The sequence below is a fragment of the Thalassotalea sp. PP2-459 genome (genome assembly GCF_001913705.1).
Classification (GTDB): Bacteria; Pseudomonadota; Gammaproteobacteria; order Enterobacterales; family Alteromonadaceae; genus Thalassotalea_C; species Thalassotalea_C hakodatensis.
In genome coordinates, this window is record NZ_MKQD01000047.1 from 1 (window position 1) to 20,604 (window position 20,604).

The window sequence follows — 20,604 nt, forward strand, 5'->3', positions numbered from 1 at the left end:
AGGGGTTCGAATCCCCTTAGGGATGCCACATTTAACTATGACTGTAACAGGGCATAGTGAAGGGTAAAGTAATCTAGGTCTTACTTTATACCTTAATCGAAAGATTGAACGAATACCGTTAAATCATGCTGATGAAAATCATCATTGTATTTAACAAGCGATAAAGGCTGTCAACCTTTGCGCTGAAACGCATTAGCAGTTTTAGTGTCCCTATCGTCTAGAGGCCTAGGACACCGCCCTTTCACGGCGGTAACAGGGGTTCGAATCCCCTTAGGGATGCCACTTCTTAGAAGTACAAAAAAACCAGCTTATGCTGGTTTTTTTGTCCTTGGAAGTTAATTAATATTAACTTCCTTAACCACTTATTGTCTATGTTGAAAGCTCGTTAGAGGTATTAAACAGGCTGATACTTTCTTCAGCAAAACCAACGCCAGCTTCACTGTAAAAGTTAAAGACTTTATCTACACCGAATTCTTCTAATGCGCTACGTTCATCATCATACCGTGCAATAGCGGCAATTTTTCCCTGATAGTTCGCATGCTTTAACTGTACAGTTATATTCATGATGTCTTGTACAGAAGGTAGTGCAAGCAATACAAGTTTGATCTTAGCTAAGTCCATATTTTCCCAAAAGTCTGCATCTTCCGCATCTCCCTGGAAGACCTGAACGCCATTTTCAGCCAGTAAGTCAATTTTAGTTTTATCGGTGTCCAATCCCCATGCTTGATTAGGGTGCTGAGTATTTAAGGCTCGGTAAGCACCCATGCCAACACGGCCCATACCAATGATAACAATAGGCGCATCACATGGTTGAATAAAGCTATCTTCAGGTAACTTTTCTGGTTGTTGGTAGCGACAAATACTTGTTTTATGATTTGCATAAAACTCATGGGCAAAATTGTAAAGTACATTGGTAATAACAAATGAAATCGACACCGCTAATGCAAGGATCACTAGCCATTCTTTTGGTAGCCAGCCAGCGCTGGTACTTAACGAAGCAACGATTAACCCGAACTCACTAAAGTTACCTAATGCTAATGAAGATAAGAATGCAGTGCGCGCGCGTAGTTTAAGTTTGATAAATAAGAAAAAGAATAACGCAAACTTTAAAGGCAGCATTAAAGTCAGAACGCCTGCAATAGCTAACATTTCCCAGGTGGGTAATGCAGTAAAGCCAATCGACAAAAAGAAACCAATTAAGAAGATATCTTTAAAACTCATTAATGACTTTGTGATCTCTGTCGCTTTTACATGGCTCGCTAAATACATACCAGCAAGAAGAGCACCTAAATCACCTTTAATTTTTACAAGTTCAAAGAGCTCATAGGCACCAAAAGCTAAGAAAAAACCGGTAAGGGGAAGTAATTCACCATGCCCAACCTTAGAAATTACACGGTTTATTAATGGCTTCATCGGAATTAAAAGTATTAGTAATAGGGCCCAAACTGTGGGTATTTTACCGGTAGCAGCAACAAGAAAGCCAACGGCAACAATATCTTGCATTACTAATATACCAACGGCTAACTTGCCGTGACGAGTTTTCATTTCACCGTGATCTTCAAGTAATTTAACCACACAAACAGTGCTACTAAAAGAAAGCGCGAAAACAACCAAAGCTGCTATTTGGTAATCTGCATCAGCGAAGAAGGTAACAGAAAGTAAGGCAAGTAGTTTAAAGCTGGCAATACCAACGACCATCCACACTAACGTATGGGATAAACCGCCCGCCCAAACTTCTGCTTTGATTAAGTCTTTTATGTTTAATTTTAAACCAATGGTAAAAAGCATTAATGTAATGCCGATATTCGCGAGTGTTAACACTAAGTCATCCGCTTGATAACCGAGGAAATGTAAAATAAACCCCGCTAATAAATAACCAATAGAGGGTGGTAAGGTAATAACTTTTGCAGCGAAACCGCAAAGAAAGGCAAATAAAATCCAGATAAATTCCATTCAATATTACTCGTTTATTTCATAAGGTTTTTAAGTTGTTCAGCAACATAATCAGCAATGATCGGTTGTGCTTTTACATTAGGGTGTATACCGTCTTGCATCATCAACTCTGGATTTAGCGCGACTTGTTCCATAAAAAAAGGTAATAATGTTGCGTTGGTTTCTGCTGCCACTTCTTTAAATACGGCTTCAAACATTTTGTTATAACGTGGTCCATAGTTAGGCGTGATCTTAATTTGCATCAAAGTAACGGGAATGTTTTTCTCTTGTGCTATTTTAACCATTTGTAACAAATTATTTTTTATCGCTTCAGGTTTGTAACCCCGTAAGCCATCATTGCCACCTAATTCAATAATTAGGTGATCAATGTTATTTTCCGCTAAAATGCCCGGAAGGCGAGATAAACCGCCACTTGTTGTTTCACCGCTTATGCTAGCATTAAGAATTGTGTACGGTGCGTTTTGTGTCGCTAGCTTTTGATTCAGTAAATGCACCCAACCTTGATGTTGTTGCATCCTGTAACTTGCACTGACACTATCACCTAAGAGTAAAATAGTGTTAAATGCTTGAGCTTTTGATCCAATGATTAAAGAAAATAGTATTAAGTAAATAAAAAGTAGGTAGTTTTTCATGCAGGTAAATTCCGAAACAATTCTCAAAGTTAATGCGCTGACCAAATCGGTTCAGTTAGAAGATAAATCATTATCACTTTTACAGCCAACCGAATTAACGGTTAATGCAGGTGAAACACTCGCAATTGTTGGTTCATCTGGTTCAGGTAAAACAACGTTGTTATCAATTTTAGCGGGGTTAGATTTACCAAGCTCAGGAGAAGTGTATCTTAAAAACCACCCGTTACACCAGCTTAATGAAGAACAACGTAGCCAGGTAAGGGCACAGCATGTTGGTTTTATTTTCCAGCAATTTCTACTCGTTAATAGTTTAACTGCTCTTGAAAATGTGATGTTACCTGCTGAACTTGCTAATACAGAAAATGCCGCCGAGAAAGGTAAAGCGTTATTAGAACAAGTAGGATTAGGCGATAGAATGGAACATTATCCTAGCCAACTCTCAGGTGGCGAACAGCAACGCGTTGCTATTGCTCGTGCTTTTATCACTGAGCCTGATATTTTATTTGCTGATGAACCTACTGGTAACCTTGATACAAAAACAGGACTTACTGTTACTGATTTACTTTTTGCATTAAATGAAAAAACCGGTACTACGCTGGTGCTTGTGACACATGATCCTAAGCTAGCCGCACGTTGCCAACGGCAAGTAGAAATGGATAGTGGTGTTTTAACAGATGCGCAAACGGATAGTGATTTTGTAGATAGATCGGCAGTTAACGTAGCGAACATGGGTTAATAATGACAAAAAATAATACTATTTGGATCAAACAGTCGCTGCGTTTATTAGATCATGAATTAAGACGTGGTGAGCTAACGATAATCTTTTTAGCTATCGTGTTAGCCGTTGCTACGGTGTTTTCATTAACCGGTTTTTCTGGGCAAATAAAACACGCGATTGTCGCAAACAGCACCAATACCATTGCTGCTGATCGCGTGTTTAGCGGAAATAGGCCTTTAGATGATAAATTTATTGAAAAGGCTAAATCATTGAATTTAGCTGTTGCCAAAAAAGTGTATACCGATTCCATGGTTTTTTATGGCGATAATATGATACTCAGTGAGCTTGATGCGGTGAGCGAAAATTACCCTTTAAGAGGTGAGTTATCCATTAAACGTTCCATTAACGGCGAGGAAGAAATTGTAGGTGGCCCGAAACGTGGTGAACTTTGGGTAGAAAGAAGCTTATTAAGTCGTTTAGGCGTTAAAATAGGTGATACGGTAGAAATAGGTGTTGCGCCACTTACCATTGCTGGCGTGTTAGTGAATGTGCCCGATCGTTCATATCGCTTTTTAGTGGCAGGCCCTAGTATTATCATGCATGTTGATGACTTACCAGCAACAGAGCTTATACAACCCGGTAGTCGTATCTATCATGGTTATTTATTTGCAGGTGAACAAGACAATATTGAAGATTATGAAGAGTGGGTAAAGCCGCAGGTAAATGATACACAGCGCTGGTATGACGCTAAACGGGCGCAAAATCGCTTGTCAACAACCTTAGATAGTGCTGAGCGCTTTCTATCTTTAGCAAGTATGTTGGGTATCGTACTTGCGGCGGTAGCTGTTGCGGTAGCGAGTCGCCGTTATGGTCAACGTCATCAATCAGTAGTCGCTGTATTTCGGGCGCTTGGCGCAACCATGTCTCATGTGAGAAACCTATATTGTTTACACTGGACATTATTAAGTGTGATCAGCATTGTTGTTGGTTTGTTACTTGGTTATATTTTGCTGCTGTTAGGGGCTAATGCAATAGAAAGCTACTTATCTTTAGATAATACCCCTTTAACGTTTGTACCATTTTTAACAGCGATTGTAACCGGCTTAATTTGTGCAGTTGCTTTTGCTATTCACCCGATAAAAGATCTTATTCAAACCTCGCCTTTATCGGTTATTCGTGGTTTTTCAGTGACAAAATTACCAAAATTTGGTAGTCATCAGCTTATTCCGTTAATCGCCTTGTTTGCGTTGCTGCTCATGTTTAGTGGCGATATTGTCATGAGTATATCGTTATTAGCGGGGGGCTTATTGGTATCAGCACTTTTATTAACGATTGGTCGATTAGTGATGAATGCTGGCCGAAGTGTGGGTACAAAAGCGGGTAAGTCATGGCATTTAGCGTTAGCGAATTTAAAACGTCGTGCCAATGAAAATAGTGTGCAACTTGTTAGTTTTACTATAGCGATTAAATTGTTGTTATTAATCACGGTGATGAAAACATCGATTATCGATGAATGGCAATCACAATTTCCAGCAGATACGCCGAATCAGTATTTAGTCAATATTACTGAAGAACAAATAGCACCACTTCAAGCATTTACTGAAAAGTACGATATTCCTCATCGAGGCTTTTATCCTGTTTATCGCGGGCGATTAACCGCTATCAATGGTGAACAAACGATTAGAGTTAAACGAGAAGATGAAGAGCAAGAGGTTAAGCAAAGCGAAGAGAGCACCGAAGGCGAACAGGAAAGCGCAGGTCGGCGAGGTATGGGACGTGAACTCGGACTAACCTGGCGAGATGATGTGCCTTATCAAAATAAGATCATCGAAGGTAGCTGGTGGCAAGCTGAAGATATAACTCCACAAGTGTCAATTGAATCTGGCGTTGCAGAACGGTTAGCAATTAAATTGGGTGACGAGTTGTCGTTTGATCTTGGCGGCCGCACTTTTACAGTGTCTGTGACCAGCATTCGAGAAGTCGACTGGAAAACACGCCAATTGAATTTCATCATGGTATTTAACCAAGCTGTTTTTGCAGACTTTCCTTCAACATCAATTTCCGCCTGGAAAGTAGCGCCAGAGAAAAAGGATGCCTTTTATAATTTAATTGCTCAATACCCAACTATTTCAATGATCGATTTTGACGCAATTATGAAACAACTCAATGAGATGATTGAGCAAGTAACCATTGCGATAGAGTTGATTTTAGTGCTTGTGGTGCTCGCGGGTAGCTTGGTACTGGTTGCACAAGTGCAAGCAAGTATGGAAGAGCGAGAGCGTGAATTAGCCATATTAAGAACCTTAGGTGCAAAAGGTTCATTATTGCGTAATAGTATCTTATTTGAATTTGTTGCGTTGGGTGCTATTGCTGGTTTCATGGCAAGTGTCGGTATGGAGATCGGTGTGTTTATTTTACAAACACAAACTTTTGAGATGACACCCACGTTCCACTTTAGCTATTGGCTGGTGGGTATTTTATCTGGTGCTGCTTTTGTTGGTACTATTGGCATGTTAAGTTGTTGGCGACTGCTAAATCTTACCAGTGTTACGTTGATCAGACGAACAATGTAGCTCTGCTTTAATGCTATAAAAAGTATCGCTTTTTTTAATTCATTAGCGATACTTTTTCACCTTAATCAGTTATATTGCAAACACAAAAGTATAAGAAAAAGTGACTATGGGAATATCTCAACCAACCTCTGGCGTGCTAAAGGGCTTATTAATTACCGCGGCTTTATTTGTTGTGTTAGCAGGTTTGAAGTCTGCTTCTGTTATTTTAGTGCCGTTTTTATTATCGACCTTTATCGCCATTATTTGTAATCCATTGGTCTGTCGAATGGAGCGTTACAAAATACCCAAACCGCTAGCGGTGCTTTTGGTTGTAATAATCTTCGTTAGTATTGTTTTATCGTTAGCTGGACTAGTGGGGAATTCACTATCCCAACTTTCTGAAGAGATGCCTACATATCGAGAGCAACTTAATGAGCAGCTTGTATGGGTAGTAGAATACATCGCGCAATTTAACATCATTCTGTCGAAAGAGTTAGTCATGGAGCATGTTGATCCTTCAGCTGCTATGAGCCTTGCTGCTGATATGCTCAGCGGTTTAGGTAATGTGATGGCAAATTTATTTTTGATCATTATCACCGTCGTTTTTATGTTATTTGAAGCGCCATCAATGCCACATAAACTGCACGTAGCCCTTGATGATCCGCAAATGCGTTTAAAGCAAATTGGTAAATTTTTAACTTCCGTTAATGATTATTTAGCCATTAAAACCTTAGTGAGTCTCGCTACAGGCGTATGTGTTTCACTGATGCTTTGGACGTTTGGTTTAGATTTCCCTGTGCTTTGGGGAGTGTTAGCGTTTTTACTTAACTATATTCCTAATATTGGCTCTATCATTGCTGCTGTACCTACCATGTCATTAGCCGTGTTACAATTAGGCCCTGCGTACGCTGGCTTCATTGGTTTAGGCTATTTGCTGATTAATACGGTGATGGGAAATATCGTTGAGCCGCGTTATTTAGGAAGAGGCGTAGGTTTGTCTACGCTAGTGGTATTTCTTTCTTTAATATTTTGGGGCTGGTTATTGGGTACCGTTGGCATGTTATTGTCGGTACCATTAACGATGATCATCAAAATTGCCCTTGAAAGTACTAAAGAAGGAAAGTGGCTTGCGGTATTATTGTCAGGTGATGAAGTACAAGAATCTGATGCTAAAACGGCTTAGTTTTTGGGCTTATCGCCATAGCGACATGTACCATTAGAATTAAACTGTACAGCTTTTTGACGTTTTTTCCCGATCAGCAAGCTGCCATCATCTAAGAATAAAAAATTTTTCCAGCACTGTTTAAACAATCCCCAAGTAGTTTCCAAGATACATTGACGATGTAAACAGTAATAGACCGTGGTATTTTCTTCCCAGTTTATATGTAGCAATAGTTCATCTGGCAAGCTTGGGTTATCACTTTCCCAACGAGACTCCCACGGTATATGTTGTGTTAAATGTTTTTCTTGCGTTGGCCAATCATGCTTAGTGAAAAGTTCAGGGTGAACAGCATTTTTACTGATAAAAGTATCCCAAAGTGTTGCTGACCTTTCTTCTGACATTGGCTTTATTTGAGCGAGTTGCTCTGCTGAAAGTGGCATGCTTTGATGACGAAAAATCCAAGCATGTTTAAATTGTTCAAGCGGTAAATGAGTCATGTAATCACAGGTAGACTAAAAAGTCGTAGTATAACAATGAAGTGGCAGTAAGGCATACTGTTTGGTTAAATAAAGCAAGTAATCATCGAACAATAGCTGTAGCATGACTACTTGCTTTGAATACCTAAACCGTCATGATTAAAGTGTTAGGTGTGCTTGGTTATCAACCAATATTTTTTTACCAATGCCTTTCACATTGAGCAAATCATCTATAGATGAGAATTGACCAATTTGTTCACGATATAAAATAATCGCTTGCGCTTTTTTTGTACCTATACCTTTTAATGTTGATAGTTGCTGCACATCAGCATTATTTAAGGCGACTTTGGTCTCGATAGCTTGGTTTGTTGATGTAGGCTCTTTGCTAACAATATCGTCAGCAATGGTGTTGAACGACAATAATGCCGTCAGTATTACGAGTGTTTTGATTTTCATCATCATATCCTTGATGGTAATGTTAAGTCCAAATAAGTGCCAACCAATTCGGCACTTGGCATTATTTCTAGAAGTGAAAATCAACTTTGTCAAATTTTTCAGCTTCATCAACGTAACTATTTAGTTGATGCGAGGAATTAACTTCTTGATGCAATATATTTTTTGTAATCAGGAATAGACTTATCATAAGCGTGATCAAATAGCGATGACTCAATGAGAAAGTCAGCGGTAGAACGGTTACAAGCTACGGGGATATTCCATACAGCAGCCAAACGAAGTAGCGCTTTAACATCTGGATCATGAGGCTGTGCCTCTAGTGGGTCCCAGAAAAAAATCATAATATCGATTTTCTGTTCTGTAATTAACGCGCCAATTTGCTGATCGCCGCCTAATGGGCCGCTGATCAGCCTTTGTATTGGCAATGCCGTTTGTTTTTCAATATGTAAGCCTGTGGTGCCGGTAGCGTATAAAGTGTGTTCAGCAAGTTTAGCTTTATACTTATTACACCATAGGATCAATTCAGGTTTCATATTATCGTGTGCAACTAGGGCAATAGACTTTTTGGCTGGTGCGGTAATTTGCATATAATTCATAGCGGTTCTCATCGTCAATTATCTACTTGAGCGTAGCATGAACACAAAATAAAATGCTAGCGCTTGCTTAGAGTGAATTGTTTTAGCCTTATATGCGAATTATCACGGTCTTCTTTGTTCACAATGGTTGTTGATTTCTACACAGGCAACGCATTGTTTCGGTTTCTACAAGAAATAGAGAATAATTCTCGCTTTCATCAAAGCGTGTTGCATCTTATTGATTAATCGGTTATTTAAGTTATTATGAAATTGAGGGAACGACATTGCGTTATTAAAGTGCTAATGAATTCCCAAGGGCGAGTTTAAAAGGCTTATAGGCTGTGTTATTGATGTTATTAACAAGGATGCTGCACGGATTAGCTTATTAGAGAACACAGGAACACGTTCTCTTGAGCGACCATTCTTTGTAATCAATGCCTTGGCTCTAACTCTTTTAACTCTCGTTAAGTGACCAAATGTTTAATTAAGTTGGTATCAGGAGTTTCAATTGAGTTTGTCAAATACTTTCAGGATGATGTCGCTTTATAATGAGCGAATGAATAAGCAATTAATGGATCTTTGTTTGGCTTTACCCGTTGATACTCTTGAGCGCGAAACCAATTCTTTCTTCCCTAATATTATAAGTTATTGGAATCATATTCTTTTCGGGGATCTAATTTTATTAGGGCGCATAGCGTCAAATGAAATAGGGCAGTTAACATTTAAAGACTTTGATAAATTCCCATCACCGAAATTTCCGCAAGATATTTATTACAATCAATTAACTGAACTTGCGCCTTTAAGGCAGCAAATCGATGAGTTAATCAATACCTATTGCGTTAATTTAACAGAAGAGGATTGTGATAAATTCATTACTTACTCTACGACAGAAGGTGACTTGATATCTAAATCAGTTGCAGACGTAACTCAACATTTATTTAATCATCAAACTCATCATAGAGGCCAATTAACTTGTGTGTTGAGTCAGTTTGGTGTGGATTACGGCTGTATGGATTTACCTGTCATAGTTTCAGAGGGTAGTCGTAGATAACAGGGTGTTAGAGTAATCGAACATAAAATAGCTAGCTGTGTTCGCTTCGCTGAAAATTTTAGCTAGCTATTTTGTGTCACTAAACGTGGCGTTAGCAGTACAAGGACATGTAATGAAATTAAGTATTATCCACAAGCTAGGTCTCTTAATAACAATCACGTTAACAGGTTGCTCTACTCAAGTTACACCTTTGTTTGCTCAACTCGATAAAGAAACATCAGATTATTGCATTAAATTTAATGGTGTAAACGAATCTGGCAAGAAAGTAATTATCAATAGGTATCGTATTAAATCTGTTGAAACAGATAGCAGCGGTAAACAAGTAGAAATAAGAAAAATAGTTGATTGCCAAGCATAGTACAGCTAACAAGCCATAACAGAAGAGGAATTATTAATAACTTCTTCGGTGTCACTTCGTTTTGCACTTTTGTAAGCTAATACCTGCCTTTGTGTCAGGCGTTGGGTAACGTTTTAATGTTAATCATTTTGGAGAAACAAAGCCATGCTAAAAAAACACCTTAAATATATATATCGTGCACTATTTACCATTTTAACCTGTATTTCAATGCAAACCTTCGCATCGGATATTTTTATAAGAGATAATATCGAGTCTTTTGAGATAAGTGGGCTGACACTTAATTCTTCTGTTGAGGAACTAGAAGCGCTGGTAAAAGGGAGCTTTAATTGCAGTACTAAAGAATATTTAGGTGCGAGTTTTTGGATATGTCGTTCTTCTTCTAATAAAAAAGCCAAGACAACGTTAAAAGTTAGTGTTGAAAACTATAAAGTCGTTTCAATTCATCTTCACAGTCAAATGATCAAAAATTCAGCTGACCAATTGAATAGCCAACTCTCAGAGTTAAACCAGAAATTACTTAAAGAAGGCGTTATTAAAACCGGTAGAAATGTGCACGATGAAGACATATTTTTTTATCACAAAGATGAGTCGCCTGTTATGCCTAAGACAGAAATGATTGTTAAAACTACGCTTGAATGCTTAATAAATGAACCAGTTATCTTCGGATTACAAGCGATGTTAATGCCGCTTGGCAAGGTTTTCGATGTGAATATTTCGGCCTACAAAATGCAAGTAAAGCAATGTTAAACTGTACGAGGGCATAATAACTAATGTGCACGAATGAAACGGGATTTATTTGAGAGAAGCGAATGAAGTATCGTTTATCTATATAAAAGAGCCAGAGCAAATCTCAACAATATTTAATTTATGGTAGTTTGTCGATAGAGATAAAACATGGAAGATATACATTACAAATTGAAAATGTTCGGTGTCTTTATGTTGCCGTGTTTTCAAGGAGCAACACTTTTAGGTGGATTTGAGTTTCCCATATTCAAATATATTGCACCCTTTTACGCTATTTTGTTGCCATTTGTTATGATTCTTTCCGTATTATTTTATTTGCTTGGTAATTATAAAGCGTCAATTAGATTCAACGATGAAAAGTCATTATTAACTAGCGACAAAATAATAAATTTAATTGGTGGGTTTTATCTCGGAATAAATATTGTCATGTATTATTTGTAGTTGTTATCAATGATTCATGATAAGCCATGAAAGAAATGGAACTTTTTAACGGCTTGCTTTGACTCTTGATAATGCTGAACAACGACTTCATTTTTTTGATAAAGCGTAAAATAATAGCTAGAGCGTGTTGATCTTTGCTGTTTAGTTGAACCCTTTGGGCTGTATCTGTTTGGCATTTCTACTGTGTTAACGCTTGACTGGAGTAGAATAACTACACAGCGCAAGTGTTGCCTTGTATAAATACCAAACAAATTGCGGCAAAAGTAAACATGAAAGATCAACACGCTCTAGTAAGCTTAATTTAGTTGTAGGGGTACAGTACCGTGAATCGGCATTAACACGCCGTTGCAAACATCTAACCACGTCAAATAATGCGACTACGCCGCTATATCATCAAATTTAGCAGCGAGAATTTGTTCAAACGTTGCTGTACACGTTTCAATTTCTAGCCCGCGTTTCCCACCACTGACATATATCGTATCAAATCTCTTTGCGCTGTTATCAATGACTGTTTTTAATCGTTTTTTTTGGCCGAAAGGGCTGACACCACCGAGTATGTAGCCTGTTGATGCTTGTACTTTGGCAGGATCTGCCATTATCGCTTTTTTACCGCCGATGGCTTTTGCTATGGCTTTTAAACTCAGTTTTTTTGATACAGGTATAATTGCTACCACAAGTTGAGTATTATCTATTTCAGTCACTAAGGTTTTAAACACTTTGTTGCTGTCTATACCGAGCTTTTCTGATGCTTCAAGTCCGTAATTTTGTGCTGAAGCGTCGTGCTCATAATTGTGTAATTGGTAGTTAATTTTTGCTTTATCGAGCAATTTTACTGCCGGAGTCATTGTTTCGCCTTATATACTTAACTAACGGTGCTATGTAAGGCAATACGATTGCCCTCTGTATCTCTAATTACAGCTCTGATACCATGCTCACCCATTTGAAATTTTTCTTCAATGATTTCAACATCGAACGTTTTTGCCTGTGAAACTGCGTCATCTAATCGGCCTTCAACATTAAAATAAAGCAAAGGTCCAAAAGGGGCTATATGCTCAGCAGGTGACTCAATCAGGCACCCAGAAACACTGGTGTGACTGTGAGGTAATAAACCAAAACGAAAATTTTCAAAAACTTCTTTTTTCACTTCGGCAGCTAACACGGTAGAGTAAAATGAAATAGCGCGATCTAGATCGATCACTGGAACATCTACCCATACAATTTGATTGTCCATAATGCTTCCTTAAATTTATGATAGTTTTGTGTTGTTCGTACCACAACAATCTAACCGTTGTTAATATGGCTAGCTTTAAGAGATTTTGCAAATATGATTCTTATTGCTTGCGATCTACGATAGAATTTTACGCATTATAATAATCACTTATTTTCTGACATGGCATTTCGGATATTACATACTTCTGATTGGCACTTAGGCCAACACTTTTACGGAAAAAGTAGAGCTAGGGAACATCAACAGTTTATTGATTGGTTGTTAGCTCAAGTAGAAAAAGAGCAAATAGATGCAGTCATTGTTGCGGGCGATATTTTTGATACGGGTACGCCGCCAAGTTATGCTCGAGAGTTATATTTTAAGTTTATTGTCGCTTTACATAAACGTAATTGCGCAGCAGTCATTTTGGCAGGAAACCATGATTCAGTCGCGATGCTAAATGAATCATCGAGTTTGTTGAATACGTTAAATTGCCATGTTGTGGTTAAGGCACAAGAGATAACACAGGCACCTGAACAGCTGATTTATTTAGAAAATGCTCAACAAGAGCAAGCTGTTGTTTGTGCAGTTCCTTTTATTCGTCCTCGTGATGTATTAACCAGTACAGCAGGCCAAACGGCTAAAGAAAAACAGCAGCAGTTGCAATATGCAATTGCTCAGCATTATCAGCAATTAGTGAATGAAGCGAGAGCAACAGTACCATCAAATACTGCAGTTATTGCTACAGGCCATTTAACCACTGTCGGGGCAAGCTGTAGTGACTCAGTTCGGGATATTTATATTGGTACATTAGACGCCTTTCCTGCTAGCGAATTTCCTACTGTAGATTATCTAGCGCTTGGTCATATACATCGACCGCAGATTATCGGTAAACAACCCCATATTCGCTATTGTGGATCACCGATACCTTTAAGTTTCGACGAAACAGCTCAGCCGAAAAATGTCAATGTAGTTAGTTTTGAACAAGGCAAAATGTCTGAATGTAAACCTGTTGAAATACCTACTTTTCAAGCAATGGCAACGATAAAAACATCTTTAGAGCAATTAGAAAACAAGGTAGCTGATACATTAGCGCAATTATCACTAGAAGGTGACGAAAAACTTTGGCTTGATATAGAGCTTAGCCAAGGAGATTATTTATTAGATTTAACCGCTAGAGTTCAAGAGTTACTTGCTGATTACCCTGTAGATATATTACTGGTACGAAAAACGAAAAAGTCCCGCTTCAACATTTCACAACAAGACAACGTAACCCTAGAAGAGTTGAAGGTTGATGATGTGTTTCAAGCACGTTTAGCGCTCGAAGATTGGTCAAATGAAGACGATTTAAAACAACGATTAACCACTTTATTTAACCAAGCTGTTGAGCAATGTGAACAGCAAAGCACAGATGAAAGTGAACAATCTGAGGTGACATCATGAGAATATTGTCGCTACGCTTTGAAAATATTAACTCGCTTAAGGGCCAATGGTTTATCGATTTTACTCAAGCACCGTTTGATGAAAGCGCGTTATTTGCGATAACAGGTGATACAGGGGCAGGTAAAACAACGATATTAGACGCGATTTGTTTAGCGCTTTATCATCAAACACCACGAATCGCGATTTCAGAAAGCCAAAATCAACTGATGACACGTCACACAGCAAACTGTATGGCTGAAGTAGAGTTTGAGGTAAACAATAAAGGGTATCGTGCTTTTTGGAGTCAACGACGTGCAAAAAATCAGCTTGATGGCAAATTACAAAAACAGGTCACTGAACTTGCTCAGCAAGACGGTACTATCATTGCTAATAAAATTTCTGAAGTAAAGCAACAGGTTGAGTTGATAACTGGGTTGAATTTTTCCCGATTTACAAAATCGATGATGCTATCACAAGGGCAATTTGCTGCTTTTTTAAACGCGAGTGACAGAGACCGCGCTGAGTTATTAGAACAACTTACAGGTACTGAAATTTATAGTGTTATTTCTCAACAGGTTTATGAGAACTTTCGCCATGCGAAAGAACAGTTAACGTTATCGAAAAGCCAGTTAGACCAATTAGAGTTACTTGATGACGACGCTAAAAAAGCGTATGAACAAGAGAAAAAAACGCTAGCAACAGATGAACAAACGCTTATTGCTGAAAAACAACGTTGGACGCAATTAGCCGATAAACTTAGACAGCAACATGAGTTAGCACAACAAGAACTAAAGGCCGCTGAGTTAGAAAAATCTGCCTCTGAATTAGCACAGAAAAATGCACAGCAATTAACGCAATTAACCCTTGCTGAGCCAGCAGAGCAACTTCGAAGCGTTTTTGAGCAATTTAGCCATCACCAAGCTCAAATAACTGAATTAACAAAGACGATTGAGCAAAGAAACAAAAACGTATTAGAAACCCAACAAGTTGTTAATACTCATCAACAAACATTAGAGAAACAGAAAAAGTTGTATGATGCCGAGCTACAAGTCATTACAGAGAAGGAAACATTATTAAACGCTAAGGTGATACCACTTGATAGCCAAATAGCCTTATTAACAGACCAACAAAAAACGCTAGAGCAAACGGTATTGCAAGCCGCAACAGAGCATGACAGTGCTCAACAGCAGTTGCTAAAGTTAACGCAACAGCAACAACAACAGCAAACTCAGGTTAATGATACTCAACAAAGTTTGCGCAAGCTAACTTATGCAGAAGCTTTAAGCGATAAATTGCCGCTGTGGCATCATCAAGAACAATCACTGACGCAACAAGTGCAACACTATTCACAACTGAAACAACAGTACCTTCAAGATGAACAACAACATCAATCAACGATTAGCCAAGAAAAAGCCTTACTAGCTGATATTGAATCTGCGCAAACACCTTTTAAGCAGCAGCAAAATCAATTACAAGAAATTTTAGAGCGTCATCAAGAGCTTTTAACGGCGTTTGAATGTCAATCGGAAAGTGAATTACATCAGCAGCTTTCAGCACAGCAACAGTATGGGCAGCAACTCAATGACTGTGTCAATATCACGACAAATATCACCACTATTGAACAACAATTAAGTGATATAAATCAGCAAATATCTGAAAAAAACTCGCAAAGTCAAACGACGGAACAGGCACTTTTAGAATGTAGGACACGCTTTAAACAGGTCAAACAACAAGTAAAAGACGTAGAACTGATTGTAAACCAACAACAGGCAATTATGTCGTTGAGCCATCATCGAGAAAATTTATCACCACATCAAGCTTGCCCGTTATGTGGAGCAACCGAACACCCGTTAATTGACGAGTATAAGCATGTTCAGCCAGATGAGCATCAACAACGCTTAGCTGCGCTGACGAATGAGCTACAGCAAATTGAAAAGCAAGGAAAAAGCATTAATTCAGACTTTGACCGTCTGGCAAGTGCGATAGAAACCCTTAATAATCAACAGCAGCAATTACAACAGCAACTCATAAACAGCTCAAATCAATTATCAGATAAAGCACAGGGTTTATCTGAACAGATGTTATCAGGAAATAATAATCAACGCATTGCTAACCTCAATCAATTAATTGCCGATAATAATAGTTCAATTAATACCTTGCAGGATGCATTGAATAAGTTATCTGTACTTAGCCAAGAAAAAGAACAGTTACAACAAGTAACACAAAATGAACAAAAGCAATTAGATCAAAAAATCAGTCAACAAGCGATAATCAGTAACCAACTTGTAAGCCAACAACAATCATTACAAAAACTTTCGAAGCAATTACAAGATCTTGAACAGCAACAGCACAGAAATGCTCAGCAATTAATTACAGAAATTAAGACATTAACAGGGGATGAAACATTACCCTTTTTATCAGAGGATGAAAATGATGTCTTATTTGAGCAATTTAAACATTGGCTAGTTGAAAAATCGGCATTATTGGATAACTGGCGACGAGATAAGAGTTCATTAGAATCGCTAGAAAAATCGCTGCTTGACCTTAACTACAAAATAGAACAGTTAAATCAACAAATCACCACAATTTCGCAAGCATATGATAAACATCAACAACAGCTAAATAGTGTGACTAATGAAGTAACCACTTTGCAAAAACATTGGGTTGAATTAGTGGGTGAACAAACCATTGAAGAAATTCGTGCGCAATTGAACCGTCAAAAAAACGATGCTGATAATACGTTGAAATTAAAACAAGATGAATTAAACACTGCACAAGCTTTGTTCACTAATACCCAAGCGATCATTGAAAACTTGAAAGAACAACATCATCAGCAAAGTAAAAAAGCAGAACAAGCTAATGCCGCTTGGCAACATGCTTTAGCGCAAAGTCAATTTTCTGATCAGCAAGCATTTGAACAAGCGTTGATGGATAGCGAACAAAAACAAGCAATTACTGTTATTGCAAAAAACATAGAACAACAGCAGCAACAAGCGGAACATTTGCAAAATGAGGTTAAAAAGCGAAATGCTACGTTGTTACCAGAGATCGAGCAATTAAGACAACAAGAAGTTTCTGCAGAAAATAGGTCACAATGCGAAGAAAAGCTGGCTGAAATTGAGTTGTCATTAAAGCAATTGCAACTTAATTTAGGGCAACTTCAAGCCATACTATTACAAGATAATAAACAACGTGAGAAACAATCAACCCTATTTGAGCATATTGAAACGTTGCAACAGCACTTTGATGATTTATCACATTTAAATGGCTTAATTGGCTCAGCAAGTGGTGACAAATTTAGGCGTTTTGCTCAAGGTTTGACGCTAAGCCATTTAGTGTATTTGGCGAACCATAGATTAGAAAAGCTGCACGGTCGTTATCAACTACAATGTAACAACGAAGAAAAACTTGCCTTATCCGTGGTTGATACATGGCAAGCTGATACTGTGCGTGATACCAAAACGTTATCAGGCGGAGAGTCATTTTTAGTCAGTTTAGCACTGGCGCTAGCACTTTCTGATCTTGCTAGTGCTAAAACACAAATAGACTCGCTATTTCTTGATGAAGGTTTTGGTACTTTAGATAATGAAACTCTGGAAATAGCATTAGATGCGTTAGATAGTCTTAATGCAAGCGGTAAAATGATTGGTATTATTAGTCATGTTGATGCGTTAAAAGAACGGGTTGATGTTCAGGTTAAAGTGCATAAAAAATCAGGCTTAGGTTACAGTGAATTATCGCCTACTTTTCGTATTGTTCCGTGATGATAAGTCTTTATTAATAAGCGCATTTACCGTTAATTTCACTGAATAACAGTAGTAACATGTGGTAAAATAAGACAACTGTAAATTAAAGTGTGCAACTAACCACTGTGGAAATTTGGATTTATTTTACCTTGCTGGCTGCTTTTATGCAGGCCGTGCGTACTGCTGGGCAAAAGCAACTTGGTCAGCATCTTAATGCTATGGCAACAACGAGTGTAAGGTATGTGTATGCGTTGCCTTTTGCTTATCTTTATTTGTTTGTGCTTCTTGATATTCGCGAGCAAACAATCCCAAGTTTGAATGATACTTTCCTTGTATATGCGCTTATCGCTAGCGTCATGCAAATAATTGGTACAGCCTGCTTAGTTGCTGCATTCAATTACCGCAATTTTGCTGTAGCTACCAGTTTAGCGAAAACCGAAGCGATTCAGGTGGCTATTTTAGGAGTATTATTGTTTTCTGCAACGTTAAGTGTGCTTGGTTGGTTGTCGGTAATTATTGGCGTAGTAGGTGTGCTGATTGTATCAAAAGTACAATTTACCTTTAATGATGTGTTTAAAAATCCAGGGGCTGGTTTTGGTTTGGCTTCTGGTCTAGCGCTGGCGATCACAACATTGCTCATTAGAGAATCTAGCTTAGCATTAAACAGTGATCTAATGATCAGTGCAGCAGTGACCTTAGTGTTTATGATAACGGTACAATCCATTCTTTCATTGTTGTATGTCACTATTCAAAACAAACAACAAATCTTGGTGATGTTTAACCAATGGCGACTTTGCTTATTTGTTGGCATTACCAGTGTTTTAGGGTCAATTGGTTGGTTTACTGCTGCTAGTTTTCAAAACGCTGCTTATGTGAAAGCGCTGGGACAAATAGAGTTTTTCATTACCTTACTATTAACCTATCGCATTTTTAAGGAACGTATCAGTCTCAAAGAATATGTAGGCATGTTTTTGATCATGCTCAGCGTAGTGATTCTTTTATTGTGGGCGTAGTGTTAGCGTTATAACTCTGATAAACTCGCCGCCATTAAAATCCCGTATGTAAGGTAATTTATGAATATTTCAGACAACAACGTTGTACAGTTTCATTACACATTAAAAGATGATCAAGGCCAAGAGATTGAATCTTCAATTGGTAATGAGCCTCTTGCATATCTTCATGGTCATAAAAACATGATCGTAGGCGTTGAAAAAGCGTTAACCGGTAAACAAGCAGGTGATAAGTTTTCAGTGACTGTTGCGCCAGTTGATGGTTACGGAGAGCGCGATGAAAATGCGGTACAACGAGTACCGGCAAAACATTTACAAGGCGCTAAAAAATGGCGTGCAGGTATGCAAGCTGTTGTTGAAACAGAGCAGGGGGCACGTCAAGTTACTGTAATTAAAGCCGGTCGTTTTATGGTTGATGTTGATGTAAACCACCCACTAGCGGGTAAAACCATTACCTTTGATATAGAAGTGATTGATGTGCGTGAAGCTACCGAAGATGAAATATCGCATGGTCATGCGCATGGCGTTGGTGGTCACCAACATTAATCATTGATACTAATTGAACAAGCCAGCGGAAGCTGGCTTTTTTTTGCACGAATTTAAACACTGCTTTGTACTATAGGTGAAACTTGCTATGGTTGTAGTCAGTGAATTTTAATCGTCGTTTATTCATTATCCACCGTAAGGTAAAACAATAAAAATAGGAAAGCATATGATGAAAATCGCCATCAAATTGATAGGTTTAGCTATCGTTACCAGTAGTATCGTTTCTGGTAATAGTGTTGCTAAAACTACCGTTATTCACGCCGGTAAGCTCTTAGCTACGCCTGGTAAAGCCCCGTTAACTAATTATTCAGTTGTTATTGATAATGGGATAATTTCCGAAGTTAAACAAGGTTTTATTACCCCTGATAACGCGCGGGTGGTTGATTTGCGACAAAGCTTTGTACTACCTGGGTTAATGGATATGCATGTACATTTACAAGGAGAGCTTGGGCCGCGTAATGATAGCGATAGCCTACGTTCGTCGGATGCTGACTATCTAGTGAAAAGCGTTCATTTCGCTGAAAAAACATTATTAGCAGGTTTCACTACGGTACGAGATCTTGGCAGTAAGCCTGAACAAATTTACGCGTTAAGAGACGGCATTGAGAAAGGGTTAATTGCTGGACCACGCATTGTTGCTGCGGGTAGCAGTGTGGCTGTTACCGGTGGACATGGAGATGTTGATGGTATGAATCCTGATATATTAAAAATGCGCACACCTGAAACGATTTGTGATGGCGCAGCAGATTGCCGCCGGGCAACACGACATGCAATTAAATACGGTGCCGACGTGATAAAAATCACCTCTACAGGTGGTGTTTTATCAGACACTAATACCGGCACTGGACAGCAAATGGCTGACGATGAACTTAAAGAGGTGGTAGACACCGCGCACTCATTAGGCAGAAAGGTGGCAAGTCATGCACATGCTGCGGCAGGTATTAATGCTGCCCTACGCGCTGGCGTTGATAGCATTGAGCACGGTAGCTACGCCGACAAAGACAGCATTAAACTTTTCAAACAATCGGGCGCTTATCTAGTACCTACATTAATGGCGGGTAATACGGTGGTTGAGCTTGCTAAAAACACTACGTTTATGTCTGAAGCCATCCGCGCTAAAGCTATTCGCGTGGGGGGCGACATGACTAAAAACTTTACGCGTGCACATAAAGCCGGCGTTAAAATTGCCTATGGTACAGATAGCGGCGTATCACCGCACGGCAATAATGCTAAAGAAGCATTATTAATGCATGAAACAGGGATGAACGTTCAAGATATTATTGTGTCAGCAACAATTAATAGCGCGGATTTAATTGGTAAGTCGCAGCAACTAGGTACGATTGAAGTGGGGAAATATGCCGATATTATCGCGACTCATGGCAACCCGTTACAAGATATTAAAGAATTAATGGATGTTGATTTTGTGATGAAATCAGGCGTAATTCATAAACAAAAATAACCACGCTAGAGCGTGTTGATCTTTCATGTTTACTTTTGCCGCAATTTGTTTGGTATTTATACAAGGCAACACTTGCGCCGTGTAGTTATTCTACTCCAG

The 20,604-nt window shown here is 38.6% G+C and carries 18 protein-coding genes and 1 tRNA gene; 12 read left to right on the forward strand and 7 right to left on the reverse strand.

The features are described 5' to 3' along the window. The first annotated feature begins 206 nt into the window (after positions 1-206). Positions 207-282 (forward strand) — tRNA-Glu (locus tag BI291_RS11955). An 87-nt stretch (positions 283-369) separates the two neighbouring features. Here BI291_RS11955 and BI291_RS11960 read toward each other — a convergent pair. Further along, complete coding sequence (locus BI291_RS11960) at positions 370-1,953, reverse strand: cation:proton antiporter family protein (RefSeq protein ID WP_074499003.1); 1,584 nt, start codon at positions 1,951-1,953, stop codon at positions 370-372. Positions 1,954-1,967: 14 nt separating this feature from the next. After that, on the reverse strand, positions 1,968-2,585 hold the full coding sequence (locus BI291_RS11965; RefSeq protein ID WP_074499004.1) for an arylesterase: 618 nt from the start codon (positions 2,583-2,585) through the stop codon (positions 1,968-1,970). Between BI291_RS11965 and BI291_RS11970 the strand changes: the two genes are divergently transcribed. The 3 genes from BI291_RS11970 to BI291_RS11980 all read left to right on the forward strand — a co-directional run bounded on the left by BI291_RS11970 (position 2,584) and on the right by BI291_RS11980 (position 7,038). Next, the gene (locus tag BI291_RS11970) at positions 2,584-3,321 is read left to right on the forward strand and encodes an ABC transporter ATP-binding protein (RefSeq protein ID WP_074499005.1); all 738 of its coding nucleotides are present in this window, start codon (positions 2,584-2,586) and stop codon (positions 3,319-3,321) included. The two genes, BI291_RS11965 and BI291_RS11970, sit on opposite strands and share 2 nt — an antisense overlap. A 2-nt stretch (positions 3,322-3,323) precedes the next feature. Next, positions 3,324-5,876, forward strand: coding sequence for an ABC transporter permease (locus tag BI291_RS11975; protein WP_074499006.1), 2,553 nt, complete (start codon positions 3,324-3,326; stop codon positions 5,874-5,876). A gap of 106 nt (positions 5,877-5,982) precedes the next feature. Continuing rightward, positions 5,983-7,038, forward strand: a complete 1,056-nt coding sequence (locus tag BI291_RS11980; protein WP_074499007.1) for an AI-2E family transporter — start codon at positions 5,983-5,985, stop codon at positions 7,036-7,038. On the opposite strand, the gene BI291_RS11985 is transcribed toward BI291_RS11980, so the two are convergent. The 3 genes from BI291_RS11985 to BI291_RS11995 all read right to left on the reverse strand — a co-directional run bounded on the left by BI291_RS11985 (position 7,035) and on the right by BI291_RS11995 (position 8,542). Beyond that, a complete protein-coding gene (locus BI291_RS11985) occupies positions 7,035-7,514 on the reverse strand; it encodes a DUF2947 domain-containing protein (protein WP_074499008.1) in 480 nt (159 codons plus the stop codon). The two genes, BI291_RS11980 and BI291_RS11985, sit on opposite strands and share 4 nt — an antisense overlap. Positions 7,515-7,652: 138 nt before the next feature. Then, entirely contained in the window at positions 7,653-8,042 is a 390-nt protein-coding gene (locus tag BI291_RS11990; RefSeq protein WP_254849573.1) for a ComEA family DNA-binding protein, read from the reverse strand. 44 nt (positions 8,043-8,086) lie between these two features. Continuing rightward, complete coding sequence (locus BI291_RS11995) at positions 8,087-8,542, reverse strand: methylglyoxal synthase (RefSeq protein ID WP_074499010.1); 456 nt, start codon at positions 8,540-8,542, stop codon at positions 8,087-8,089. Positions 8,543-9,029: 487 nt separating this feature from the next. On the opposite strand from BI291_RS11995, the gene BI291_RS12000 reads away from it, so the two are divergent. From BI291_RS12000 to BI291_RS12010, 3 genes are all read left to right on the forward strand, one after another. Then, the gene (locus BI291_RS12000) at positions 9,030-9,572 is read left to right on the forward strand and encodes a DinB family protein (RefSeq protein ID WP_074499011.1); all 543 of its coding nucleotides are present in this window, start codon (positions 9,030-9,032) and stop codon (positions 9,570-9,572) included. A 112-nt stretch (positions 9,573-9,684) separates the two neighbouring features. After that, a complete protein-coding gene (locus BI291_RS12005; RefSeq protein ID WP_139302613.1) occupies positions 9,685-9,930 on the forward strand; it encodes a hypothetical protein in 246 nt (81 codons plus the stop codon). Between the two features lie 144 nt (positions 9,931-10,074). Then, complete coding sequence (locus BI291_RS12010) at positions 10,075-10,677, forward strand: hypothetical protein (protein WP_074499013.1); 603 nt, start codon at positions 10,075-10,077, stop codon at positions 10,675-10,677. Between the two features lie 815 nt (positions 10,678-11,492). Here the strand turns inward: BI291_RS12010 and ybaK are convergent. Together ybaK and BI291_RS12025 are read right to left on the reverse strand one after the other, a co-directional pair. Further along, positions 11,493-11,960, reverse strand: coding sequence for a Cys-tRNA(Pro) deacylase (gene ybaK / locus BI291_RS12020; RefSeq protein WP_074499015.1), 468 nt, complete (start codon positions 11,958-11,960; stop codon positions 11,493-11,495). 17 nt (positions 11,961-11,977) lie between these two features. Further along, positions 11,978-12,346, reverse strand: coding sequence for a VOC family protein (locus BI291_RS12025; RefSeq protein WP_074499016.1), 369 nt, complete (start codon positions 12,344-12,346; stop codon positions 11,978-11,980). Between the two features lie 159 nt (positions 12,347-12,505). On the opposite strand from BI291_RS12025, the gene sbcD reads away from it, so the two are divergent. The 5 genes from sbcD (at position 12,506) to BI291_RS12050 (ending at position 20,505) form a co-directional block, all read left to right on the forward strand. Continuing rightward, the gene (gene sbcD / locus BI291_RS12030; RefSeq protein WP_074499017.1) at positions 12,506-13,765 is read left to right on the forward strand and encodes an exonuclease subunit SbcD; all 1,260 of its coding nucleotides are present in this window, start codon (positions 12,506-12,508) and stop codon (positions 13,763-13,765) included. Continuing rightward, positions 13,762-17,508, forward strand: a complete 3,747-nt coding sequence (locus BI291_RS12035) for an SbcC/MukB-like Walker B domain-containing protein (RefSeq protein WP_074499018.1) — start codon at positions 13,762-13,764, stop codon at positions 17,506-17,508. The genes sbcD and BI291_RS12035 overlap by 4 nt, the downstream gene beginning before the upstream one ends. Before the next feature lie 107 nt (positions 17,509-17,615). Then, positions 17,616-18,503: a DMT family transporter gene (locus BI291_RS12040; RefSeq protein WP_074499019.1), complete on the forward strand. Its 888-nt coding sequence runs from the start codon at positions 17,616-17,618 to the stop codon at positions 18,501-18,503. A gap of 60 nt (positions 18,504-18,563) precedes the next feature. Beyond that, positions 18,564-19,046 (forward strand): peptidylprolyl isomerase, encoded by a 483-nt coding sequence (locus tag BI291_RS12045; RefSeq protein ID WP_074499020.1) that lies wholly within the window; start codon positions 18,564-18,566, stop codon positions 19,044-19,046. A 169-nt stretch (positions 19,047-19,215) separates the two neighbouring features. Next, on the forward strand, positions 19,216-20,505 hold the full coding sequence (locus BI291_RS12050) for an amidohydrolase family protein (RefSeq protein ID WP_175573119.1): 1,290 nt from the start codon (positions 19,216-19,218) through the stop codon (positions 20,503-20,505). Positions 20,506-20,604: the final 99 nt, after the last annotated feature.